The 20,623-nt window shown below is 57.9% G+C and carries 21 protein-coding genes; 10 read left to right on the top strand and 11 right to left on the bottom strand.

The window, feature by feature from the left end; genetic code table 11:
• Positions 1-17: 17 nt before the first annotated feature.
• The gene (locus AC2FJ6_RS12020; RefSeq protein WP_480551980.1) at positions 18-527 is read left to right on the top strand and encodes a nuclear transport factor 2 family protein; all 510 of its coding nucleotides are present in this window, start codon (positions 18-20) and stop codon (positions 525-527) included.
• Between the two features lie 9 nt (positions 528-536).
• Positions 537-1,232 carry an SDR family oxidoreductase gene (locus AC2FJ6_RS12015; RefSeq protein WP_496669136.1) on the top strand — a complete coding sequence of 232 codons (696 nt, stop codon included), beginning with the start codon at positions 537-539 and terminating at the stop codon, positions 1,230-1,232.
• Positions 1,233-1,234: 2 nt separating this feature from the next.
• Here the strand turns inward: AC2FJ6_RS12015 and AC2FJ6_RS12010 are convergent, their stop codons facing one another.
• The gene (locus AC2FJ6_RS12010) at positions 1,235-2,071 is read right to left on the bottom strand and encodes a LysR family transcriptional regulator (protein WP_170786985.1); all 837 of its coding nucleotides are present in this window, start codon (positions 2,069-2,071) and stop codon (positions 1,235-1,237) included.
• A 91-nt stretch (positions 2,072-2,162) separates the two neighbouring features.
• Here AC2FJ6_RS12010 and AC2FJ6_RS12005 point away from each other — a divergent pair, with 91 nt between their 5' ends.
• A complete protein-coding gene (locus AC2FJ6_RS12005) occupies positions 2,163-3,158 on the top strand; it encodes a quinone oxidoreductase family protein (protein ID WP_496669134.1) in 996 nt (331 codons plus the stop codon).
• Positions 3,159-3,186: 28 nt separating this feature from the next.
• Entirely contained in the window at positions 3,187-3,927 is a 741-nt protein-coding gene (locus AC2FJ6_RS12000) for an SDR family oxidoreductase (protein WP_496669132.1), read from the top strand.
• 335 nt (positions 3,928-4,262) lie between these two features.
• Here the strand turns inward: AC2FJ6_RS12000 and AC2FJ6_RS11995 are convergent, their stop codons facing one another.
• Positions 4,263-5,273 carry a LacI family DNA-binding transcriptional regulator gene (locus AC2FJ6_RS11995; protein ID WP_170773763.1) on the bottom strand — a complete coding sequence of 337 codons (1,011 nt, stop codon included), beginning with the start codon at positions 5,271-5,273 and terminating at the stop codon, positions 4,263-4,265.
• A 113-nt stretch (positions 5,274-5,386) separates the two neighbouring features.
• On the opposite strand from AC2FJ6_RS11995, the gene AC2FJ6_RS11990 reads away from it, so the two are divergent.
• The 4 genes from AC2FJ6_RS11990 to AC2FJ6_RS11975 all read left to right on the top strand — a co-directional run bounded on the left by AC2FJ6_RS11990 (position 5,387) and on the right by AC2FJ6_RS11975 (position 11,336).
• Positions 5,387-7,714, top strand: a complete 2,328-nt coding sequence (locus tag AC2FJ6_RS11990; RefSeq protein WP_170773765.1) for an aminomethyltransferase family protein — start codon at positions 5,387-5,389, stop codon at positions 7,712-7,714.
• 24 nt (positions 7,715-7,738) lie between these two features.
• Positions 7,739-8,704 (top strand): ABC transporter substrate-binding protein, encoded by a 966-nt coding sequence (locus tag AC2FJ6_RS11985; protein ID WP_170773767.1) that lies wholly within the window; start codon positions 7,739-7,741, stop codon positions 8,702-8,704.
• Positions 8,705-8,775: 71 nt separating this feature from the next.
• Complete coding sequence (locus AC2FJ6_RS11980) at positions 8,776-9,825, top strand: quaternary amine ABC transporter ATP-binding protein (RefSeq protein ID WP_170790642.1); 1,050 nt, start codon at positions 8,776-8,778, stop codon at positions 9,823-9,825.
• Between the two features lie 8 nt (positions 9,826-9,833).
• The gene (locus AC2FJ6_RS11975) at positions 9,834-11,336 is read left to right on the top strand and encodes an ABC transporter permease (protein ID WP_170773771.1); all 1,503 of its coding nucleotides are present in this window, start codon (positions 9,834-9,836) and stop codon (positions 11,334-11,336) included.
• 127 nt (positions 11,337-11,463) lie between these two features.
• Here the strand turns inward: AC2FJ6_RS11975 and ureG are convergent, their stop codons facing one another.
• The 9 genes from ureG to AC2FJ6_RS11930 all read right to left on the bottom strand — a co-directional run bounded on the left by ureG (position 11,464) and on the right by AC2FJ6_RS11930 (position 16,966).
• Positions 11,464-12,111: an urease accessory protein UreG gene (gene ureG / locus AC2FJ6_RS11970; protein ID WP_170773773.1), complete on the bottom strand. Its 648-nt coding sequence runs from the start codon at positions 12,109-12,111 to the stop codon at positions 11,464-11,466.
• The gene (locus AC2FJ6_RS11965) at positions 12,108-12,776 is read right to left on the bottom strand and encodes an urease accessory protein UreF (protein WP_237215920.1); all 669 of its coding nucleotides are present in this window, start codon (positions 12,774-12,776) and stop codon (positions 12,108-12,110) included. The genes ureG and AC2FJ6_RS11965 overlap by 4 nt, the downstream gene beginning before the upstream one ends.
• Positions 12,742-13,194: an urease accessory protein UreE gene (locus AC2FJ6_RS11960; RefSeq protein ID WP_170773775.1), complete on the bottom strand. Its 453-nt coding sequence runs from the start codon at positions 13,192-13,194 to the stop codon at positions 12,742-12,744. Before AC2FJ6_RS11960 ends, AC2FJ6_RS11965 begins: the two co-directional genes overlap by 35 nt.
• A gap of 28 nt (positions 13,195-13,222) precedes the next feature.
• Positions 13,223-13,447, bottom strand: coding sequence for a hypothetical protein (locus tag AC2FJ6_RS11955; protein WP_496669130.1), 225 nt, complete (start codon positions 13,445-13,447; stop codon positions 13,223-13,225).
• A gap of 121 nt (positions 13,448-13,568) precedes the next feature.
• Positions 13,569-15,329, bottom strand: a complete 1,761-nt coding sequence (ureC, locus tag AC2FJ6_RS11950; protein WP_170790651.1) for an urease subunit alpha — start codon at positions 15,327-15,329, stop codon at positions 13,569-13,571.
• On the bottom strand, positions 15,329-15,634 hold the full coding sequence (locus AC2FJ6_RS11945) for an urease subunit beta (protein WP_496669128.1): 306 nt from the start codon (positions 15,632-15,634) through the stop codon (positions 15,329-15,331). The genes ureC and AC2FJ6_RS11945 overlap by 1 nt, the downstream gene beginning before the upstream one ends.
• Entirely contained in the window at positions 15,631-15,792 is a 162-nt protein-coding gene (locus AC2FJ6_RS11940; RefSeq protein WP_170773783.1) for a hypothetical protein, read from the bottom strand. The genes AC2FJ6_RS11945 and AC2FJ6_RS11940 overlap by 4 nt, the downstream gene beginning before the upstream one ends.
• A gap of 15 nt (positions 15,793-15,807) precedes the next feature.
• Positions 15,808-16,110, bottom strand: a complete 303-nt coding sequence (locus AC2FJ6_RS11935; RefSeq protein WP_152460019.1) for an urease subunit gamma — start codon at positions 16,108-16,110, stop codon at positions 15,808-15,810.
• Position 16,111: 1 nt separating this feature from the next.
• Complete coding sequence (locus AC2FJ6_RS11930; RefSeq protein ID WP_496669126.1) at positions 16,112-16,966, bottom strand: urease accessory protein UreD; 855 nt, start codon at positions 16,964-16,966, stop codon at positions 16,112-16,114.
• 361 nt (positions 16,967-17,327) lie between these two features.
• Between AC2FJ6_RS11930 and urtA the strand changes: the two genes are divergently transcribed.
• Together urtA and urtB are read left to right on the top strand one after the other, a co-directional pair.
• Positions 17,328-18,608: an urea ABC transporter substrate-binding protein gene (gene urtA, locus AC2FJ6_RS11925; RefSeq protein WP_170773785.1), complete on the top strand. Its 1,281-nt coding sequence runs from the start codon at positions 17,328-17,330 to the stop codon at positions 18,606-18,608.
• A 61-nt stretch (positions 18,609-18,669) separates the two neighbouring features.
• Positions 18,670-20,622 (top strand): urea ABC transporter permease subunit UrtB, encoded by a 1,953-nt coding sequence (gene urtB, locus AC2FJ6_RS11920; protein ID WP_170773787.1) that lies wholly within the window; start codon positions 18,670-18,672, stop codon positions 20,620-20,622.
• Position 20,623: the final 1 nt, after the last annotated feature.

The following is a 20,623-nucleotide window of genomic DNA, read 5'->3' as shown; positions in this document are numbered from 1 at the left end:
CTATTCGGAGCATCCTCATGCGTAGAAAACTCACATCGACCCTTGCGGCCGTCTCTATGATCGGATCCGCGGCTTTTGCTGAACAACAAGCGGATATCTCGACTGCCATTACCGACATCGCGGCAGGTGCTGACCGCCACGACTGGGCCCGCGTACGCGGCGCGTTTTCCGATACCGTCACGACGGATTATACCAGCCTCTGGGGCGGAGACCCAGTAACACAACCCGCCGACGAGCTTATAGCTGGATGGTCCGCCTTTCTGCCCGGTTTCGACGCGACGCACCATATGGTGACCAATCACACCGTCACCTCCCTGTCCGATACATCTGCGACGGCACAGGCGGATTTCACAGCAACCCATCGTCTTGATGACGGCTTGTGGGTGCTGGGTGGCCGCTATGATTATGAGCTTGAGAAATCAGATGATCGCTGGGTTGTCACATCGATGACCATGACGGCAATCTGGGAATCCGGTGACCGTGGGCTTGTGGCTCTTGCCGGTCAGCGCGCGGCCGAGGCAAATTGAGGAAGGACCATGACCAGTCAGCGCGTCGCACTCGTGACCGGAGCCAATCGCGGTATTGGCAAAGAGGTCTCCCGGCAATTGGCCCGAGACCATGGGATGAAAGTTTTGATCGGTGTGCGCGACTTGGCAAAAGGGCAGGCCGCTGCGGATGAAATCGGATATGGGGCGGAAGCCTTGCAACTGGATGTCTCTAATCCGGACTCTGTTGCTGCCGCTTTCTTTTTGACGATTGAATCGGTCTATGGTCGCCTTGATGTTCTGGTGAACAACGCGGGCGTGGATTATGACGCCGACCAACAGGTTCACCACGCCGATCTGGACAGGGTCCGCCAAGCATTCGATACGAACCTTTTCGGACCATGGGAGACGACGATCGCGGCGGTGCCACTGTTAAAACGAGGTACGGATGCCCGGATCGTCAATGTGTCCTCTGGCGCGGGGTCGCTGACCAGCATGAGTGCCGGCACACCCGGCTATGGCGTGTCCAAAGCGGCGTTGAACGCGTTGACCCTCAAGACCGCCGCTGAGTTGAAACCTCAAGGCATTCTCGTCAACGCCGTGTGCCCCGGTTGGGTTGCCACGGACATGGGCGGCGGGGGACGTCCGATTTCCGAAGGGGCCAAAGGAGTCGTCTGGGCAGCGACCTTGCCGAAAGGCGGCCCGACCGGAGGGTTCTTTCGCGATGGTGTTGCAATTGATTGGTAGGTTCAGCCGGGTGTCATGAAATCAATTAGCTTCCTGATCCGTGCGGGCAACAGACGGCGGCTGGGATAGACTGCGAACATGTCCCGCGTCAGAGGGACGGTGTCTATAACCTCAAGCCGTTTTAGATCGCTGTTTACCATATCCGAAGGCAGCATCGCGACACCCAGGTTTCGACGGGCGGCCTGCGCAATGACATCAAGGTCGGTTAAGTTGTGTGCGGTTTGCTTCGGGTGCAGTGTTTCCCCGCTCTCTAGCACCCAGGGTTGACCAGCTGTCAGCGCGGGCAAAGCAAGAAAGTCCGGTCTGGAAATCAACCCTCTTAGCCCACGCTCTCCAATAAACCCTTGTCCGGCACAAAAGCAGTAGGGAACCGACCAGAGCCGTTTCGCGACAAGGCTGGAGTCGGTGAGTGGGCCTACCCGAAAAGCCACATCAATATTGTCGCGAAAGAAGTCCAGCATGATGTTGGTGGTGGTCATCTCAAGCGCCACATCCGGATTCTGTTCCGCAAAATCCAACAGCCGAGGGCCAATCGTCGTGCGTGCTGCCAGCGGAGGTGCCGTGATGCGGATACTCTGGCGTCTGGTATCGTCGGTAAAGCCTGCAACACCCTGCAACGCCTCGATCGGATCCTGGCATCGGTCCAGAAGGCGCCGGCCCTCCTCCGTCAGGCGAACCTGCCGGGTTGTCCGCTCGAACAGTTTGGTGCCCAGATGGTCTTCTAACTCTGCAATCCTGCGGCTGACCCGGCTGAGCGGTATGCCCAGACCGTCTGCAGCCTTGGAAAAGCTCAGATGGTTTGCGACGACAGTAAAAAGGGCAAGGTCGTTGTAGATCATTATTCTATTTTTGAGATTATAACTCCTGATATCAATCATTATCATTGCTTGATGTGACCTCTACCTTCTGCGCAACAGAAGGAGATAGCTGATGCCTTTCGCCATGGAAATCACCCAAACCGGCAAACCGGACGTCTTATTTAAGACCAACAAGGCGACCCCGACCCCCGATGCCGGGGAAATCCTGATCCGCAACTCAGCCGGGGCGGTCAACTTTATCGACACGACCATCCGACGCGGTGAGATGCCCGAGGGGATGATGCCCGATCTGCCTCATGTACCAGGGGTCGAAGGTGCCGGTGTGGTCGAGGCGCTGGGTGAGGGTGCCGAAGGCTTTTTTGTTGGGGACCGTGTGGCTTGGATGGGACCGATCGGGGCCGGTGGATACGGTGCCCATTCGCTAATCGCTGCGCCCTACGTCACTCGGCTGGCCGATACCGTGGACTTCGAAACAGCCGCTGCAATCCCCGTCAACGGGATGACCGCCTATCACATGCTGGTCAATCTGGGCGGCGCGGCGGCTGGAAAATCGGTACTGGTTCACGCGGCAGCCGGGGGTGTCGGCACCATGGCCCTGCATGTTGCCAAGCATCTGGGCATGACGGTAATCGCCTCGACCAGCACTGCCAAGGTTGGATATGCCAAAGATCAGGGCGCCGATCACGTCATCGACTATCGCACCGAGGATGTCACCGCGCGGGTGATGGACCTTACCGAGGGGCGCGGTGTGGATCTGACGCTGAACCCGATCTCGGGCGATACCCTGAAATCAGACCTCGATGTACTGGCACCTCTGGGCACAACCGTTCTATTCGGGTTTCTTGCCGGTCCTACCACAGGCAGTTTTGCCGAAGACTTGGCGAAGCACTTCCAAAAGTCCGTCTCGGTCCGTGTCAGCGACATATACACCTATTTCATCAATCGACCTGATCAGTTTGGCGCGGATATGGCCACAGTGTTTGATCTGCTTGAGAGGGGCGTTCTGCGCCCTCAAGTCACCTCCCTGCCCATTAGTCAAGCTGCCGAGGCGCACCGCCGCCTAGAAGCCGGTGAAACAACCGGCAAGCTGGTGCTGAGCTTCGACTGACCCATCCAGTAAAAGAGGAATCAAAGCAATGAACACTGTTTTCGAGGCCGCCCTGAGTGGCAAACACATTGTCATCGTTGGTGGCAGCAGCGGCATGGGGAAAGCAACAGCAAAAATGGCTACCGCCCTCGGGGCAAAAGTTACAATCGCCAGTCGCAATACTGCCAAGCTTCAGGCTGCCGCGGGCGAAATTGGGAGCGGGGTACGGATCGCGCCAGTGGATACGACTGATGAAGCAGGAGTGTCCTCCTGGGCCAGAGGGCTGGGATCGGTTGACCACTTGGTGATCTCTGCTTCAAGTGCTGCGCGTGGGGCGTTCACCGACCTGCCCATCGACGATCTGCGCGCTATGTTCGAGGCCAAGTTCATCGGCCCCTATATGACTGCACGTGAAGTGTTGCCGGTGTTGGTCAAAGGCGGCTCCATCACGTTCTTTTCCGGCGTGCTCAGTCGTCGCCCATCCGCCGGAGCTACTGGCCTGGGCGCAGTAAACGCGGCGGTCGAAGCGCTGGCCAAAGGGCTGGCGCTAGAGTTGGCTGGTCGGGCGCGGGTGAATTGCGTCAGCCCTGGCATGGTTGCAACCGAAGCCTATGCCGCAATGACTGAAGAGACACGTGAAGCCATGTATGCGCAGGTTGGCAGCAGCCTGCCCGCAGGACGGGTTGGAGAGGTCGAGGACATCGCACAAGCCGTTGTCATGGCGATGACAAACGGGTTTCTAACGGGCTCGGTCTTGGATGTGGATGGCGGTCACCTTGTGCGTGATTGACGTCTGCCACAAGTTCAAAGGCAAATAGGCAGTTTGCCCAAAACGGACTTGTTTAGGGTGGCGGTTCTGGCTTCATCAAAGCAGATTATGGGTTTGGAGGCAGCGTCCAAGTTGGGCCGAACGCGAGCGCAGGCGCAACCTGCATTGCTGACATTCAATCGGTCTGCAGTGTTAGGCAAATTGGGCTCCTGAGTCGCCGCTCACTGTCTAGCTGCGTATTGTAGCCCATCGAACGTCCGGTGGGCGGACTAACCAGGCATTTGAACTGCATAAGAAAAGGGCTGATTTGGCGCGACAAGCGGTCATCCGAGTTCAGGGGGGCTACCTGCTAACTGTCATGTTATTTCAGCCACCGACTGTCGCAATTTAAGAGTAACATCAATCAACTGTGAGTCAGGGCGGATGCCGTCCTCAATCCATCGGATGACCGCGTTTGCGGTCTTCTTTCCCATTTCAACCACCGGCAAGTGAACCGTTGTTATGCCTGGTACCGATTGACCGGATACGGGCAGGTCATCGATGCTAACCAAAGAGACGTTTGATGGAACCACCATGCCTTGCCGATGTAGCTCGAAAAGTACGCCCTGCGCGAGAACGTCCGACGTGCACATTACGGCGGTGAAGTGAGTTCCAGCGCTCAGGGCGTTTTGGATGGCTGTTGCGCCGCCTTCCAAAGTGATTTTAGTTTCAAATTTGAAAGTCTCTAAACCCGGCATATCGACAAGCAGGCCTGAAAGGCGCGCCCGCGTTCTGTCGTTGTTGTCCGCTGGGCCGTGAATAACGGCAATTTGGCGGTGCCCCGCGTCGATGAGGTATTGCAGTGCCATGCGGGAAGCGCGCGCATTGTCATAGCCGATGGTAGGCAGTGAATATCCGTCGTCGTAGTAAGATGTGGCTATGGTTGGCAGCCGCGTGCGAGAAATCAGGTTGTCGAAATCAGGGCTATGGGTAATTCCGGAAACGATTAGCGCTTCTGCACCAATGTCGATCAGACGTTGCGCCTTCTCGGCTTCGATTCCCGGGTCTCCTGCGGTTGTTGCAACCACCAAGGATAACCCGAACTCGCCGAGTTCATATTCGAGTGCAGAGAGGAATCTGGCGAAGATCGCATTGTCCAGTGTCGGCACCAAAGCACCCACCACCCGAGTTCGCCCCGAGTTTATGGCCCTGGCAGCTGCGCTGGGGACAAAGTGAAGGGATTCGATTGCCTGCTGGACGCGGTCGCGCGTGTGCTTGGATACAGCCTCAGGTGTGTTTAATACACGCGAAACCGTGGCGACGGAAACACCGGCGGCTCTGGCCACGTCCCTGAGGTTGGCTCGTTTCTTTGTCTCTTTTTCAGTCATTTACTTTCTTAATCGAGGCTGTTCAGCAAGCGCTATAGAAATAAACTTGACACATGTAACTAGTTTCATCAACTTATGTAACTAGTTACATTTAGCTGCGGCTGCAGGTTTCCATGACGTCCCATTCGGTCATTCACGACTTCAGCAACATCGGGTGGACTTCTCCCGAGCGATCCTTCTTTGGCTTTCCTAAGGCGCAAAGCGGGACAACCCATCGGCTCGCGGCACGAGAAGCTAAACGGTTTGACATGCAGCCTGGGGACCTGCTTTCACTATCGGGCCGCTGGCTGACGTCCGATCTGCAGATCGGTGCATTCGACTCAAAAGGCAAAGATGCTCTCGCGGCCCTCGGGGTAAATGCCACAGGCAAGCTGGACATGAATGCTGCTGATTGTCGGGCTTTGTTGGGTTGGGTGACTGCAATGGGTGGGAATGCATCTTGTGACATTCCCGTCACCAATGTTCCGGCGTCGGAAGATCAGGTGGTTTTCAGCGTGAAAGCGCGCGTCACTGTCTGGGTGGTGCGCTTGGGCAATAACGAACAACTGGTATCTGGCGCTCTCAACAGCTGGGTCACGGCATCCTTTCAGCCCGCCCAACGCAATACGCCAATCTTGCCGCCTGAATTGGGAGATGTGCGAGACGAGTTCACCGTCGCACGGGGTACTGGCGTGGCCTATGAATTGGCCCCCGGCGAAGTTGTTCAGATCATTGATGTCGAAGGACAGCAATGTTCGGATTTTCTTGCGCTGCGCACCGACGGGCTGGACAGGGGCGAAGAGCTGTTGATTGACAATACGGCCACGCGATCTCTGGTTCGGCGCAGCTATCCGGGCCCCGGATCATTGGACAAATTTTTTGATCAGGACATGAACCCGCTTTTGAATGTACTTCAGGACACTTGTGGGCGTCATGATACCTTTGGACTGGCCTGCACCGCACGGGGGTACGAAGAGCGCGGTTTTCCAGGCCACGTAAACTGCTCGGACAATATTTCGGCGGCGTTGGACCCATTCGGAGTACGGCGGCGTTCAGCCTGGCCTGCGATCAATTTCTTTTGGAATACCTGGGTTGATCCCCACACCCATGATCTCCGGACTGCGGAGAGCTATTCACGACCTGGTGATTATGTGGCGATGCGAGCGATGGAGCGGCTCACCTGTGTGTCAACCGCCTGTCCGGACGACATAGACCCGATCAACGGCTGGAATCCAACAGACGTACACGTCCGGATTTACAAGACGAACACCCCAATTCGCCGCGCTGTTGCTTATCGTGAAAAGGAAGATGCCCCAATGTCGCTCAGTCAGGAGTCTGCATTCTTCAAGCGGTTGGAGCCTTTGACGCAGGACTTCGCACCTGCGCGGGATCTTTGGGCACCTGTCAGCTTTCCTTCAGTCGGTTCGATCGGAGAATATTGGGCGTGTCGCGAAGCCGTGACCCTTCAGGATATGAGCGGCCTAAGGAAATTTGACATCATCGGGCCGGATGCTGAGAAGCTTTTGCAATTGGCCACGACACGCAACGTTGCAAAGCTGTCGGTTTGGCGCGGATCGTATACTTTGATGTGCGATCAGACGGGGGCTGTGATTGATGACGGCACGCTGTTCCGGCTAAGCGATCACCTGTTCCGCTGGTGTTGCGGCACTGAAGAGAGTGCCCGCGTGCTTGAAGCTTTGGCCTTGGAAAACAACCTTCATGTGCGCATTCATGCGATGCGAGGGTCTCTTCCCAATCTGGCGCTGCAAGGGCCGCGTTCGCGGGACCTGTTACGCAAGATTGTGTTTACGCAGCCGCATGTCCCGTCTCTCGAACAACTAAAGTGGTTTGGTGTCACAATCGCCCGGCTGCACTCCCGCGACGGGGCGCCGTTTATGCTGTCACGGTCGGGGTATACCGGCGAACTCGGATATGAGGTGTTCTGTTCTCAGGCCGATGCGCTTTTGCTCTGGGATGCTCTTATGGAAGCCGGGCAAGAGTTTAACATCACGCCAATGGGGTCGGCCGCGCTTGAGACCATTCGGATCGAAGCGGGGCTAGCTGCGGCTGGTGCCGAATTCACCCCAGGTGTGGATGCGTTTGAAGCGGGGCTGGGCTTTGCGATTGATCTGAACAAACCCGAATTCGTCGGCAAGGGTGCATTGACGCGAAATGCCGAAAACCCACGTCGGGTTTTAAAAGGCATGACGCTGGGCGGCAGCGATGTTCCCGCGAATGGCGCTCCGATCTTTGCCGGAGAACGGCAAATAGGCGAGGTAACCTCTGCCACGTATTCGCCCACGTTTGAATGCGCCATTGCGATGGTACGGCTATCGATCGAATTTTCCGAGCCTGACACCCGCTTGGAAATTGGACAATTGGACGGTCGCTTAAAACGCCTTGGTGGGGTGGTTGTGGATATCCCGTTTGTGGATCCGCAACGCACGCGCGCCAGAGCATAAATCAAAAAAAGGAGAACCAACAGGATGAAAACGTTAACTAAAATTTCAACAGCCATTGTGCTAAGCCTCAGCGCAACCAGTGCATTTGCGCAAGAAAAGGTAATGATTGGTGAGCCGAGCTGGCCCGGAGCAAAGATCATGGCCAACGTGATTGGCCAGATTATCGAAGGTCGTCTAGGCGGCGAAGTGGGCTATGCCCCCGGTGCGAATGCCGTCATTTTCGCCGCGATGGACGGCGGGCGTGGTGACATTGACGTGCACCCGGATGTCTGGCTGCCAAACCAGTCGTCCTTCACGGATGAGTATGTGGATGAAAAGGGCACGGTGTCTCTTTCGTCTGGTTCATACGAAGGTAAAGCCGGCTTCTGCACCCCGACTTACATGGCCGAAAAGCACAACATCAAATCCATCTTTGATCTGGCGACCCCGGACGCTCAGCAACTCTATGACGCCAATGGTGACGGTAAGGGTGAGATCTGGATCGGTGCTTCGGGATGGGCGTCGACCAACGTGCACCGGGTCAAAGTGCGCGACTACGGCGTCGAGACATTTCTTGAGCCGAGCACTGAAGACGAAACCGTCTTCTACGCACGCTTGAAGGATGCAGTGTCGAACGAAGAGGGTGTCGTCTTTTATTGCTATAAACCGCACTATGTTCATGCGCTTTACGATATGACGATGATCGAAGAACCGCCCCACAACCCTGATGAATACACGATTATTCAGCCCGGTGATGACGCGGATTGGTATGCCAAATCGAAGATCACCAGCGGCGACGTTGTTAAAACCGTCAAGGTTGCCTACTCGAACTCGTTGAACGAACGGAACCCTGCAGCCGCGTCGCTATTGGCAAATATCGACATGGATTCGGATGCGCTGTCGGAGCTCACCTACAAGGTCGTTGTTCAGGGTGGCGACATTTCCGAAGTAGTCGCCGCATGGATTGCCGAGAATGGGGACACCGTGGATGGATGGCTGGGCCTAAACTAAACCGGGCTTGATCGAAATCGCCGACGGCGGGCAGCGCCGTCGGCACGCACTATCATTTTCTGGGTGGAGCCATGGCCAAAGATATAGCCATCGACGCACGAGGCGTGTGGAAAGTTTTTGGGGATCGTTCAAAAGAAGCACTTGCGGCCATTCACGCGGAAGGGTTGGGAAAACCTGAGGTTCTTGAACGATTTAACTGCGTTGTAGGTGTCGCCGATGCCAGCTTTGAGATCGAACGCGGAGAGCTTTTCTGCGTCATGGGGCTGTCTGGATCGGGCAAATCGACCTTGGTACGTCACGTCAATCGGCTTTTGGAGCCGACTGCAGGTGAGATCCTGCTTGATGGCGAAGATGTCATGGGTTTGGGGCCCGAAGGATTGCGGGACTTGCGCAATCGTCGCGTCGCCATGGTATTCCAGAATTTTGGCCTGATGCCGCATCGGACCGTGCGAGACAATGTGGCGATGCCGCTTGAAATTCGCGGTACAGGTAAGGCGCGGCGCTGGGAAGAGGCCGAGCGTGTCCTTAACCTGGTGGAGCTGACCGGTTGGGAAGACAAATATGCGCATGAACTGTCGGGCGGGATGCAGCAGCGCGTCGGGTTGGCCCGCGCCATTGCGTCGGATCCGGAAATCCTGCTGATGGACGAGCCTTTTTCTGCGCTTGATCCATTGATCCGCAAACAGTTGCAGGATCAGTTCATGGCGCTGAGCCGCGAGTTGAACAAGACAACGATGTTCATCACCCATGACCTAGACGAGGCAATTCGCATTGGTCACCGAATTGCAATCATGAAGGATGGGCGCATCGTGCAGGTGGGCACCCCGGAAGAGATCATCCTTAACCCCGCAGATGACTATGTCGCGGACTTCGTCGCCGGAATATCAAAGCTTCACATGATCTTTGCACATTCCGTCATGACACCTGTTGATGAACACGAGGCCCAGAACGGTCCCATACCCGATGACCCTCATCAAGCGCATCCTGAGATGGATCTGGACGAACTCATGAACCTGTGCGTCGAAGGACATGGGATTGTTGCCGTCGTCGATGATGGCAAGACAGTCGGAGTGATCAATCGCACCGGCCTTATCCGCGCAATTCAACAAAATCAGGCGTGAGGACTGGCATGTCGGATATTAAACCGGAAACCGCCGAAAGACTGGGCCGTCTGGTCGAAGAATTTGTTGGCAACGGCGCGGATTACTACCGCAAAACATTTGCCTATATGATGGAAGCCCCTGGCTATCGCTTCACGCTGAATCTGGCCGCTGCAATCCTTGGGCCGCTCTGGTTTGGCGCGCGCGGTCTTTGGTCGTGGTTTCTGAGCTTTATGGTGCTGGAAACCTTTGCCTATATTCAGATTGGCAAAGGTCTTTTTGGGGATCTTGGCCGCGAAGCCCGGCAGCGCGCGGAAAAAATCGGAGAGACGCTCGACCTTCGTCGTGAACAGATCGCAGTCGCTGAGCAAACAGGGGCATCATCTCTGGATTCCTTGAAACGGGCTGCAGAGTCACTGGAAACAGCTCTGGCACAAGCTCAGGACGCGGCGGTTCAGGCGGATGCGACTGGACTTGGATTCATTATTGTTGGGCTGCTGTTGTTGGTGGCGTTCAAATTTATCCAAGCCGCTCTTGCCAACTGGACGCTTGAAGGCCAGTTCGCGCGGTGGCGCTCGGACCGAAGCGCAGCCAGTGGGTGGTCACCCCAGCGTCTGCTGATCGCTGTGTTTCTCTTTGGCAGCGTTGTGAGCCTGTCGGTGATTAAGTTTGCCCAGCCCGATGCGTTTGCTGTGCTGAAGTCCTTTCCCACGGATCGCACCTGGAGATTGACCGTCGGCGATGGCGTTCAGGCCGTGTTTGATTGGACCAAAACCACTGGACGCGGTTTTTTTGACAGTCTGACATTCGGCATGAGAACCCTTCTTGACTGCATAGAGGTTATTCTTGTGCAAACCCCGTGGCCCGTAGTCGGGCTTGTCATCGTGTTGCTGGCCTATCTCACTGCTGGTGCTCGCGTTGCCATTTTCACCGGGGCTGCGCTCGCATATTTGGGTTTGCTCGATTTCTGGGAAAAAGCAATGACAACCATTGCATTGTTAGGGGCTGCGGCGTTGATCTCGATCACGCTTGGCATCCCACTTGGGATCTATTGCGCCCGTCGTCCCAAGGCATTTGCAATTGTTCGTCCGATCCTCGATTTCATGCAGTCCATGCCAAGCTTTGTTTACCTGATCCCGGTTGTTGCATTTATCGGATCGGGCAAACCCGCGGGTGTCGTCGCGACCATGATCTTTGGCAGCCCACCGGTCATCCGCTTTACTGTACTCGGGCTTCAACAAGTGCCTGAAACCGTACGCGAAGCCGCATTGGCGTTTGGTGCGACACCGCGCTATTTGCTGTGGCGTGTCGATCTTCCGCTTGCGGCCAAGACCATCATGGCAGGGGTGAACCAGACTATTCTTCTGTCTCTGGCGATGGTGGTTGTGGCCTCACTGATCGGTGCCAAAGGGCTGGGTGAAGATGTGCTTGAAGCTCTGCAATACGCGGCAGCAGGACAAGGCATTCTTGCCGGTCTAGCGATCTTGTTCTGCGCTCTGATCCTTGACAGGATTGTCGCCGGAAAACGATAGTCGCCGTCTTTGCGAGGGGAAGTCGGTCTAGAGAAGAAGCTGTTTAACGCAAGTAAATGGCCAAAGGTGCGCCAAACCGGACACGCTTATCCGGCTTAGCGCAAAGCCAAGTTTGCGGGTGTAAACCTCAGACCGTTTCCGGCTCGGTTGCCACCATGAGTGTTGGCAGGCCTCCGATCCGAGCAAGGAGAGACACGATATCATCCACCCCTTTGCGATTTCGAAGTGACGCAAATACGAAAGGTCTGCCGCTGCGCATCCGTGTCGCGTCGCGGTTCATGACGTCCAACGATGCGCCGACATGCGGTGCCAGGTCGGTTTTGTTGATAATCAGAATGTCGGATTTGGTGATCGCGGGGCCGCCTTTGCGCGGGATTTCCTCGCCAGCGGCAACGTCGATTACGTAAAGCGTCACATCCGCAAGTTCCGGGCTGAATGTGGCTGACAGATTGTCGCCACCGCTTTCGATCAGCACCAAATCGACCTCCGGATGGCGGTCCTGCATTTCGGCCACGGCGGCAAGGTTGATCGAAGCATCCTCGCGGATCGCCGTGTGGGGGCAACCTCCGGTCTCGACACCGATGATCCGGTCCTGCGGCAGGATCTGCATGCGCATAAGCGCTTCGGCATCTTCGCGGGTGTAGATGTCGTTGGTGATCACGCCCACCGAAAGCTTGTCGCGCAGTGCCTCTGCCAGAGCGGCGGTCAGGGTGGTTTTGCCTGCACCCACGGGGCCTCCGATGCCCACGCGTAGGGGGCCGTTCATACTGGTCATGTTCGGAACATCCTTGAATATTGGGTTTCGTGTTTCATCGACGCGATGTCGGACAAGAAGGCGGTCGCGCCAAGGTCGTCCATTTTAGCTGCAAGAGCACCCGTTGCGACGCGTTGGCACAACGGGGTCAAATCCCGGATCAACCGCTGGCTTTCTGTCTGGCCCAACGGCACAAGACGTGTCGCGCAGGCGACCAGGTTCGACATGAATGCCTGAAGGTACATCTGCGCGGTCAGCGCCAAGGGCAGCCCCCACAGTCCGGCGGCATGGCCCAGCGCGACAGGATAGGTCAGGGGTGGCAGGTCAAGCGACCAGACATCGGCTGTAAGCCCGCTGAACGCCTCACCCAGAAGACGTGTTTCCCGCAGACGCTCGGATGAGGGACAGAAGGCGCGTGCGGTTTGATCGATTTCGGCCAGAGCAACTGCCGGAGCGGCATATGCCGCCGACAGCAAGATACAATCGTTGCGCCCCGTGCCGAACTCGACGACATCGGCAATCCACGCGCCTGTTTCGGCGACCGAGGAAACGCTGCCGCTCTCGATTTCCCATTCCAGCCCATGCGAATAGGCAAATCCGCCTACGGGGTAGGCAGGTGAGAGCCATTGCGCCAGCGTCAGTATGTCGGTGTCAGTGGGCGTGGCCATGGGTCCTGCCGTGGCCATAGGCCCCACCTTCGGGGGTGAAAGGTTCGCGCACCTCTCGCACCGTGGCGCCAAGCTTCAGCAACATATCGCGAATGACGTGATCGATCTGTATCAGCAGACGCTCGGTTTCGACCTGGCAGGGCGTATGACGGTTGCCGATATGCCAGGCGATGCGGGTCAGGTCAGGTGCGGTGACTTCCAGCAATGCTTCGGGGGCGGCCTGAATGACCACCTCGCGCCCATCATCAAGGACAAGCGCGCCACCGTGATCCAGCGAGGTGGTCTGGGCGAGGTCGATCAGAATTTGCTCGCCGCTGTCGCAGGTCAGAACCTTGCGGCGCAGAAAGCGGTCTTCATAGGTCAGCGACAGATGATCGGCCGGTTCACCATGTGAGTGGTTCGAATATTGGCGCGCGGTGCAGAGTAGGGCGGTCATATGCTTGCCCCCTCTGCAGCGGAGATTTTCAGAGCCAGATCGAGTCCGCGAATACCCGGTGAACGATCCGATCCCGTGTCAGTCCACGTTTGCGAAGTTCTTCGTCGCTGAGCGACTGCAGGAATTCGACTTGCCGTACGCGTGTCTGGGCTTCGGCCACACGGATCATTGCCAAATAGATCCGCGATAGGGTGGATGAGATCAGGCCGGGCAGTGAAACCCGTGCCGGAGTGTGCGTTGCTGAATGTGCCATTTGGACCCTCGTTTCCGTTGGTCCTCCCATGAGCGTGAAAATGTGTCATGTCAGCCTCATTGAGTAGTGGGTTTTTGGTCATGGCCGCGTTGCAAATGCCGCAACGCAGCACAATTTTTGGTCAAAACATAAAGTACCGCTGGGCCATCGGCAGAACCTCGGCCGGTTGGCAGGTCAGCAATTCGCCATCGGCGCGGACTTCGTAGGTTTCGGGATCAACCTCCACCTGCGGTGTGGCGTTGTTCAGCAGCAGGTCGCGCTTGCCGATGTTGCGGGTGTTTTCGACGGCAACGGTTTGCTTTGCCAGTCCCAGTGTATCACCAATCCCCGCAGCCTGCGCCGCGCCCGAGACGAAAGTGATCGCCGAATGCTCGACCGAGCGCCCATAGGCCCCAAACATAGGCCGGCTATAGACCGGCTGCGGTGTGGGGATCGAAGCATTAGGGTCGCCCATCTGCGCGCAGGCAATGGTGCCACCCAGCAGAACCATCTCGGGTTTGACCCCAAAGAAAGCTGGGTTCCACAGCACCAGATCGGCGCGTTTGCCTTCTTCGATGCTGCCGATCTGATGGCTTAGACCGTGGGCAATCGCCGGGTTGATCGTGTATTTGGCGATATAACGGCGCACGCGAATATTGTCGTTTTCGCCGGTTTCCTCGGGCAGGCGACCGCGTTGTTTCTTCATCTTGTCGGCGGTCTGCCACGTGCGGATCAGAACCTCACCCACGCGGCCCATGGCCTGACTGTCGGATGCGATGATGCTGAACGCGCCCATGTCGTGCAGAATGTCCTCGGCTGCGATGGTTTCACGCCGGATGCGGCTTTCGGCAAAGGCCACGTCCTCGGGGATGGATTTGTCGAGGTGGTGGCACACCATCAGCATGTCCAGATGCTCTTCGACCGTGTTCACGGTGAAGGGGCGCGTCGGGTTGGTGGACGAGGGCAGAACGTGGTTCTCGCCACAGATCTTGATGATGTCCGGGGCATGGCCGCCGCCTGCGCCCTCGGTGTGGAAGGCATGGATTGTGCGGCCCTTCATGGCGCCCACGGTGTTCTCGACAAAGCCGGATTCGTTCAGCGTGTCGGTGTGGATCATCACCTGCACGTCCATCGCATCGGCCACCGAGAGACAGCAATCGATGGCGGCAGGGGTTGTGCCCCAATCCTCGTGCAGTTTCAGAGCACAGGCCCCCGCGTTGACTTGTTCTTCCAGCGCGGCGGGCAGCGAGGCGTTGCCCTTGCCTGCAAAGGCCAAATTCATGGGGAAAGCGTCGGCGGCTTGCAGCATCCGCCCGATATGCCAGGGGCCAGGTGTGCAGGTGGTGGCCAACGTCCCATGGGCCGGGCCAGTGCCGCCGCCCAGCATGGTGGTCAGGCCGGAATGCAGCGCATCTTCGATCTGTTGCGGGCATATGAAATGGATATGGCTGTCGAACCCGCCGGCGGTCAGGATACGCCCTTCGCCCGCGATGGCCTCGGTGCCGGGGCCGATGATGATGTCAACACCGGGCTGCGTGTCGGGATTGCCGGCCTTGCCGATCTTGGCGATGCGTCCGTCTTTCAGACCCACATCCGCCTTGTAGATGCCAGAGTGATCCACGATCAGCGCGTTGGTGATGACCGTGTCCACGGCCCCCTCGGCACGCGTGGCCTGAGACTGCCCCATCCCGTCGCGGATCACCTTGCCTCCGCCGAATTTGACCTCTTCGCCGTAAAGCAACGCGTTGTCTCCGGTCCCCCCGGTTGCGGCGGCCCCCGCGCGTTCTGCGGTCAGGTCGCGTTCGACCTCGATCACCAGATCGGTGTCGGCCAGACGCAGTTTGTCGCCGGTGGTGGGGCCGAACATGGCGGCATAGTCAGAGCGTTTGATTGTTGCTGGCATCAGAGCGACCCCATGACCTTTTGATTGAACCCGTAAACCTTGCGCGCCCCCCCGATGGGGATCAGCGAGACTTCGCGCGCCTGACCGGGTTCGAACCGAACGGCGGTGCCCGGCGCGATGTCCAGACGCAGGCCATGTGCGGCAGTGCGGTCGAAATCCAGCGCCGGGTTGGTTTCGGCGAAATGATAGTGCGAGCCGACCTGAACCGGGCGGTCGCCGGTATTGGCGACCATGAGGGTGATCGCCTCGGCATTCGCGTTCAGGGTGATCTCACCCTCGGCTGGGAACAGCTCTCCGGGGATCATTTGTTCAGCTTTGTCATCACGACCAAAGCTGCCAGCGCGACAACCGCCAAACCGACGCCCAAAGTGGCATAGTCCGTACCGTGCGCATGAATATGCGTGTCGGTATGGGCAGCGGCAGGGCCAGCAAGGATCAGGGCTGGGAAGAGCATACGGGTCATATTTGTGTTCCTTTGTTAGCGAATAGGGTTGTGGACGGTCACCAGTTTGGTGCCATCAGGGAAGGTGGCTTCGACCTGAACTTCGTGGATCATCTCAGGCACGCCTTCCATGCATTGCGCGCGGGTGATCACTTCGGCCCCGGCTTGCATCATGTCAGCCACCGATCGGCCATCGCGCGCTCCTTCGACCACGGCGTCGGTGATCAGCGCAATCGCCTCGGGGTGGTTCAGCTTGACGCCGCGGGCCAGCCGTTTGCGGGCGACCTCGGCGGCCATGGCGACCAACAGTTTGTCTTTTTCTCGGGGGGTCAGGTTCATGTCAGATCATCCAGCATCGGGGAAGCGTGTCATTGTTCAGCCGCCGTAGCATCGGCATCAGCGTGCGGCGGAGGCTAAAGCTGTTTTCGGCCAGCACCCGGATCACCAGCAGATCGTCTTGGATCAGCGAGGCTCCGGCAGAGTCAGTCAGCATACTGCGAATGGGGTCGATCTGGCCCTCGGCTGTGGGTGAGACAAAGGCCACCAGCGCCATCGCCCCCGCACCGCCTGCAATATGCGGTTTGGACAGATGGGCGTGCAGATCACCGGTGAACTGCATCGCGTCGAGAAACAGGGGGGTGCCATCGCGCAGGATCTCGATCCGGTCGCGCAGGCGGATATCGGTCAGGGTCTCGCCCATCGCCATGCGGCCAAAGACCAGCGGTTCTACCATCAGTGCGGTGGCTTTCGGGGCAAGGTCGATCTGCAACCGGCGCTCCAGCGCGCTGCCGTCAAACAGGATGGTTTCCTGCGGCAGCCAGTTCAGCCGCGCACCCGGAGCGACGCTTAGGTGGTTCACGATCTGGCCCGAGGGACCAGGTTTGGCTTTATACGCGCGCTCGCAGGCCTGAGTTGTTAGCGTCAGGGTGGTGTCGTCGCCCGCATGGCCGGTAAAGCGGAAATTGTCGCCGCCGGTGATCCCGCCAGCGGTGTTCAGCAGCACCGCGTCCAACGCGTCGCCATCGGTGCGCGGAAACAGGCACTTGAACGAGCCCGACTGCCGGAACCCGTCCAGAACCGAGGATGTGCCCAATCGTTTGGCACTCAGCCGAATCGCACCTTGCGCGCGCGGCGGGGTCGCGGCTTGCGTGGGCAATATCGAGGCATGATGTGTAATGGCGCACCTGCGGATCACTTTGTTCTGCCGCTTGTTTCGCCGTTTGGACGTCGGAACTCTATTCTGCCTTGTCGGAATTGGGCCAATATCCGGCGGATTGGATTAATTTTTGAGCGAATTGGTTAACGACTGCCTGAAAATTAAACAAATGAGGCGGATTGTCGGAAATGATCTGTCAACTATTTGCCAAATTCTCTGCGATGCAGAAACGGTATGGGTGCCCGCCACGGGGACGATCCCCGAGGGTGTGTGACGGCTGCGCGAATTGGACCTCGGACACAACCGCCACACGGATCGCAACAACAGTTGCGGGGATCAGGTAGAAGAAGAGTGCGTATCTGCGCAAGCCCTCTCTCCCGGCCCCGCCCAGGAGAATCATATGACATCTCTCAAATCCACGCTCGCCGGATCTCTTGTCTTTGCCGCCATGGCGACCGCTGCACTGTCTGCCGAAGACACGATCAAAGTCGGTGTATTGCACTCGCTTTCTGGCACCATGGCGATTTCGGAAACCACGCTGAAAGACACCATGTTGATGCTGATAGACCAGCAAAACGCCAAAGGTGGCCTGCTGGGCAAACAGCTTGAGGCGGTTGTCGTCGACCCCGCATCCGACTGGCCGCTGTTTGCTGAAAAGGCGCGCGAGCTGCTGACCGTGCATGAAGTGGATGTGATCTTCGGCAACTGGACCTCGGTCAGCCGCAAATCGGTTCTGCCGGTGATCGAAGAACTGAACGGCCTGCTGTTCTACCCGGTTCAGTATGAGGGCGAAGAATCGTCCAAGAACGTCTTCTACACCGGCGCCGCGCCGAACCAGCAGGCAATCCCTGCGACCGACTATTTCCTGGAGGAACTGGGGGTCGAGAAATTCGCTCTGCTCGGCACAGACTATGTCTACCCCAGAACCACCAACAACATTCTGGAAAGCTATCTGAAGGGTAAAGGCATCGCGGACGAGGATATCTTCGTCAACTACACCCCCTTCGGTCATTCCGACTGGTCCAAGATTGTTGCTGACGTTGTCGCGCTGGGTGCGGATGGTAAGAAAGTCGGCGTGATCTCGACCATCAATGGTGACGCGAATATCGGCTTCTACAAAGAACTGGCGGCTGCGGGCGTCTCAGCCGATGACATTCCGGTCGTAGCCTTCTCGGTCGGAGAGGAAGAACTCTCGGGTCTGGATACCACCAACCTGGTCGGTCACCTGGCCGCGTGGAACTACTTCCAGTCGGCAGATACCGATGTGAACGCCGAATTCGTTGAGACGTGGAAAGCCACCATGGGTGAAGACCGCGTGACCAACGACCCGATGGAAGCGCATTACATCGGCTTCAACATGTGGGTGAATGCCGCGACCGAGGCGGGCTCGACCGAAGTCGACGATGTGCGCGCCGCGATGTACGGTCAGGAGTTCCCGAACCTGACCGGTGGAACCGCAGTCATGCTACCGAACCATCACTTGGCCAAACCGGTTCTGATCGGTGAGATTCAGGAAGACGGTCAGTTCGATATCATCAGCGAGACCGATGTTGTGCCGGGTGATGCCTGGACCGACTTCCTGCCGGAATCGGCGGTTCTGATCTCGGATTGGAAAGAGCTGGGCTGCGGTATGTACAACACCGAGACCAAGACCTGCGTTCAGACGTTGTCGAACTACTAAACGACACGCAAGGCGGGTGTGATCGCCCGCCTTGCCCCTAAGACACCTCGGGTTTCACCACATGTTACGACTATTCCTTGCGGGCCTCTCAATCCTGTGCGCCTGCCTGACTGCCAACGCGCAAGAGGGCGGTTTGCAACCGATCCTGCAAGAGCATCAGGAGATCATCGCCAAAAGCTCGCGCAAGACGATCGGGCCTGCGATTGACGCGATTGCCAGCAGTGGTTTGCCGCAGGCGCAGGTGATGCTTGAGACATGGGCCGCCAAAAACGTGTGGATGCGTAAGTCCGACGGCCTGTTCTTTGCCGGCAAAAAGGGTGAAGGACGGTCGTATGATCTGACCGATTTCGACACCGGAGAGGTCGTCGGGACGTTTGAGAAATCCGACCTGAAACAGTTGAAACCCAATAGTGGCATCCGCGCGATGATCGGCACGGCGCTGGTGCAATTCCAGTTGACCGACCCGGATCGTGCAAAACGACTGGCCGCTTTGACGTCTATCCAACGCGATCCCGAGGGCGCTCTGCTTGAGCCGCTGCGCGCGTCGATTGATGGCGAACCCGACGCCGATCTGAAAGCGCGGAAGCAACGCCTCGAGCGGTTGCTGACCATCGGCTACGACGAAGATACTGCAGCCCGTGTGGCCGCGATCGAGGAGATGTCCGACGATCTGGGTGTGGACGTGCGCGCGGCTTTGAACCCTCTGGTCGTGACCAAGCTGCAGACGGCGACAGATTTACCTTCGGATGTGAATATCGCCGGTGTACTGCAACCGGGCTCGAATGACCTGTCGCGTGATGCCGCTTATGACTTGTTGGTTACCAGCGATCTGGCCGCGCCGCGTGTTTCAGCGGATGACATCCGTGCGGCGTTGGCTGCCAATATCAACGGAGGCCGCGTTGGGGGCATTCCGGTCGCGCAACTGAACACCGACATCGCCCGCACGCAGGCTTATGCGGCGCTGGCCGAGGCCGGGACCGTTTCGGCGTTGATCACGCAAGCCGATGTCGACGCGGCGCTGGGCGCGCATGTGTTCTTTGAAACCTATGCAGAGCCGTCGGGCGAAGTCACAACCGCCGCCGAAAAGGCGTTGGACCAGATCGAGCTAAAAGTCGGCCTGAACCAGACCCTCGACCTGACGCTGGACGCGATTTCTCTGGCCTCGATCTATTTCCTCGCCGCTATCGGTCTTGCCATCACCTTCGGCGTGATGGGCGTGATCAACATGGCCCATGGCGAGTTCATCATGATGGGCGCCTATACCGGCTATGTGGTGCAGCAGTTTATCCCCGACCATACGCTGTCGATCATCGTCGCCATCCCGATGGCCTTTGCCGTCACTTTCGCCATGGGCGTCGCGATGGAGCGGCTGGTGATCCGTTGGCTTTATTCTCGCCCGCTGGAGACTCTGCTGGCGACGTTTGGTATCTCGATTGCGCTGCAACAACTGGCCAAGAACATCTTTGGCACGCAGGCCCGCCCACTGACTGCACCGGGCTGGCTGGACGGAGCATGGGTGCTGAACGATGTGGTCTCGATCAGTTACATCCGTATCGCGATCTTCGTTCTGGCGATGATCTTTCTGGGACTGTTCCTGTACATCATGAAACGCACGCGGCTGGGGCTTGAGATGCGCGCCGTCACGCAGAACCCGCGCATGGCCGGGTCGATGGGCATCAACCCGGGGCGGGTGAACATGCTGACCTTTGGCCTCGGCTCGGGCATCGCCGGGATCGCGGGGGTTGCGATTGGGTTGTTCGCCAAGGTCACGTCCGACCTAGGCAGCGATTATATCGTGCAAAGCTTCATGACCGTGGTAGTCGGGGGTGTCGGCAACATCTGGGGTGCTCTGGCTGGTGCGGGCATGATCGGCTTCCTGCAAAAGGGGATCGAGTGGATGAACCCGTCGAATACCCTTGCAGCGCAGACCTACATGATCATCTTCATCATCATTTTCATCCAGTTCCGGCCAAGGGGTATCATCGCCCTCAAAGGCCGCGCGGCCGGGGATTGAG

It is taken from the genome of Ruegeria sp. CDSA089, assembly GCF_059612205.1.
This window is presented reverse-complemented; position numbering and strand designations above follow the sequence as displayed.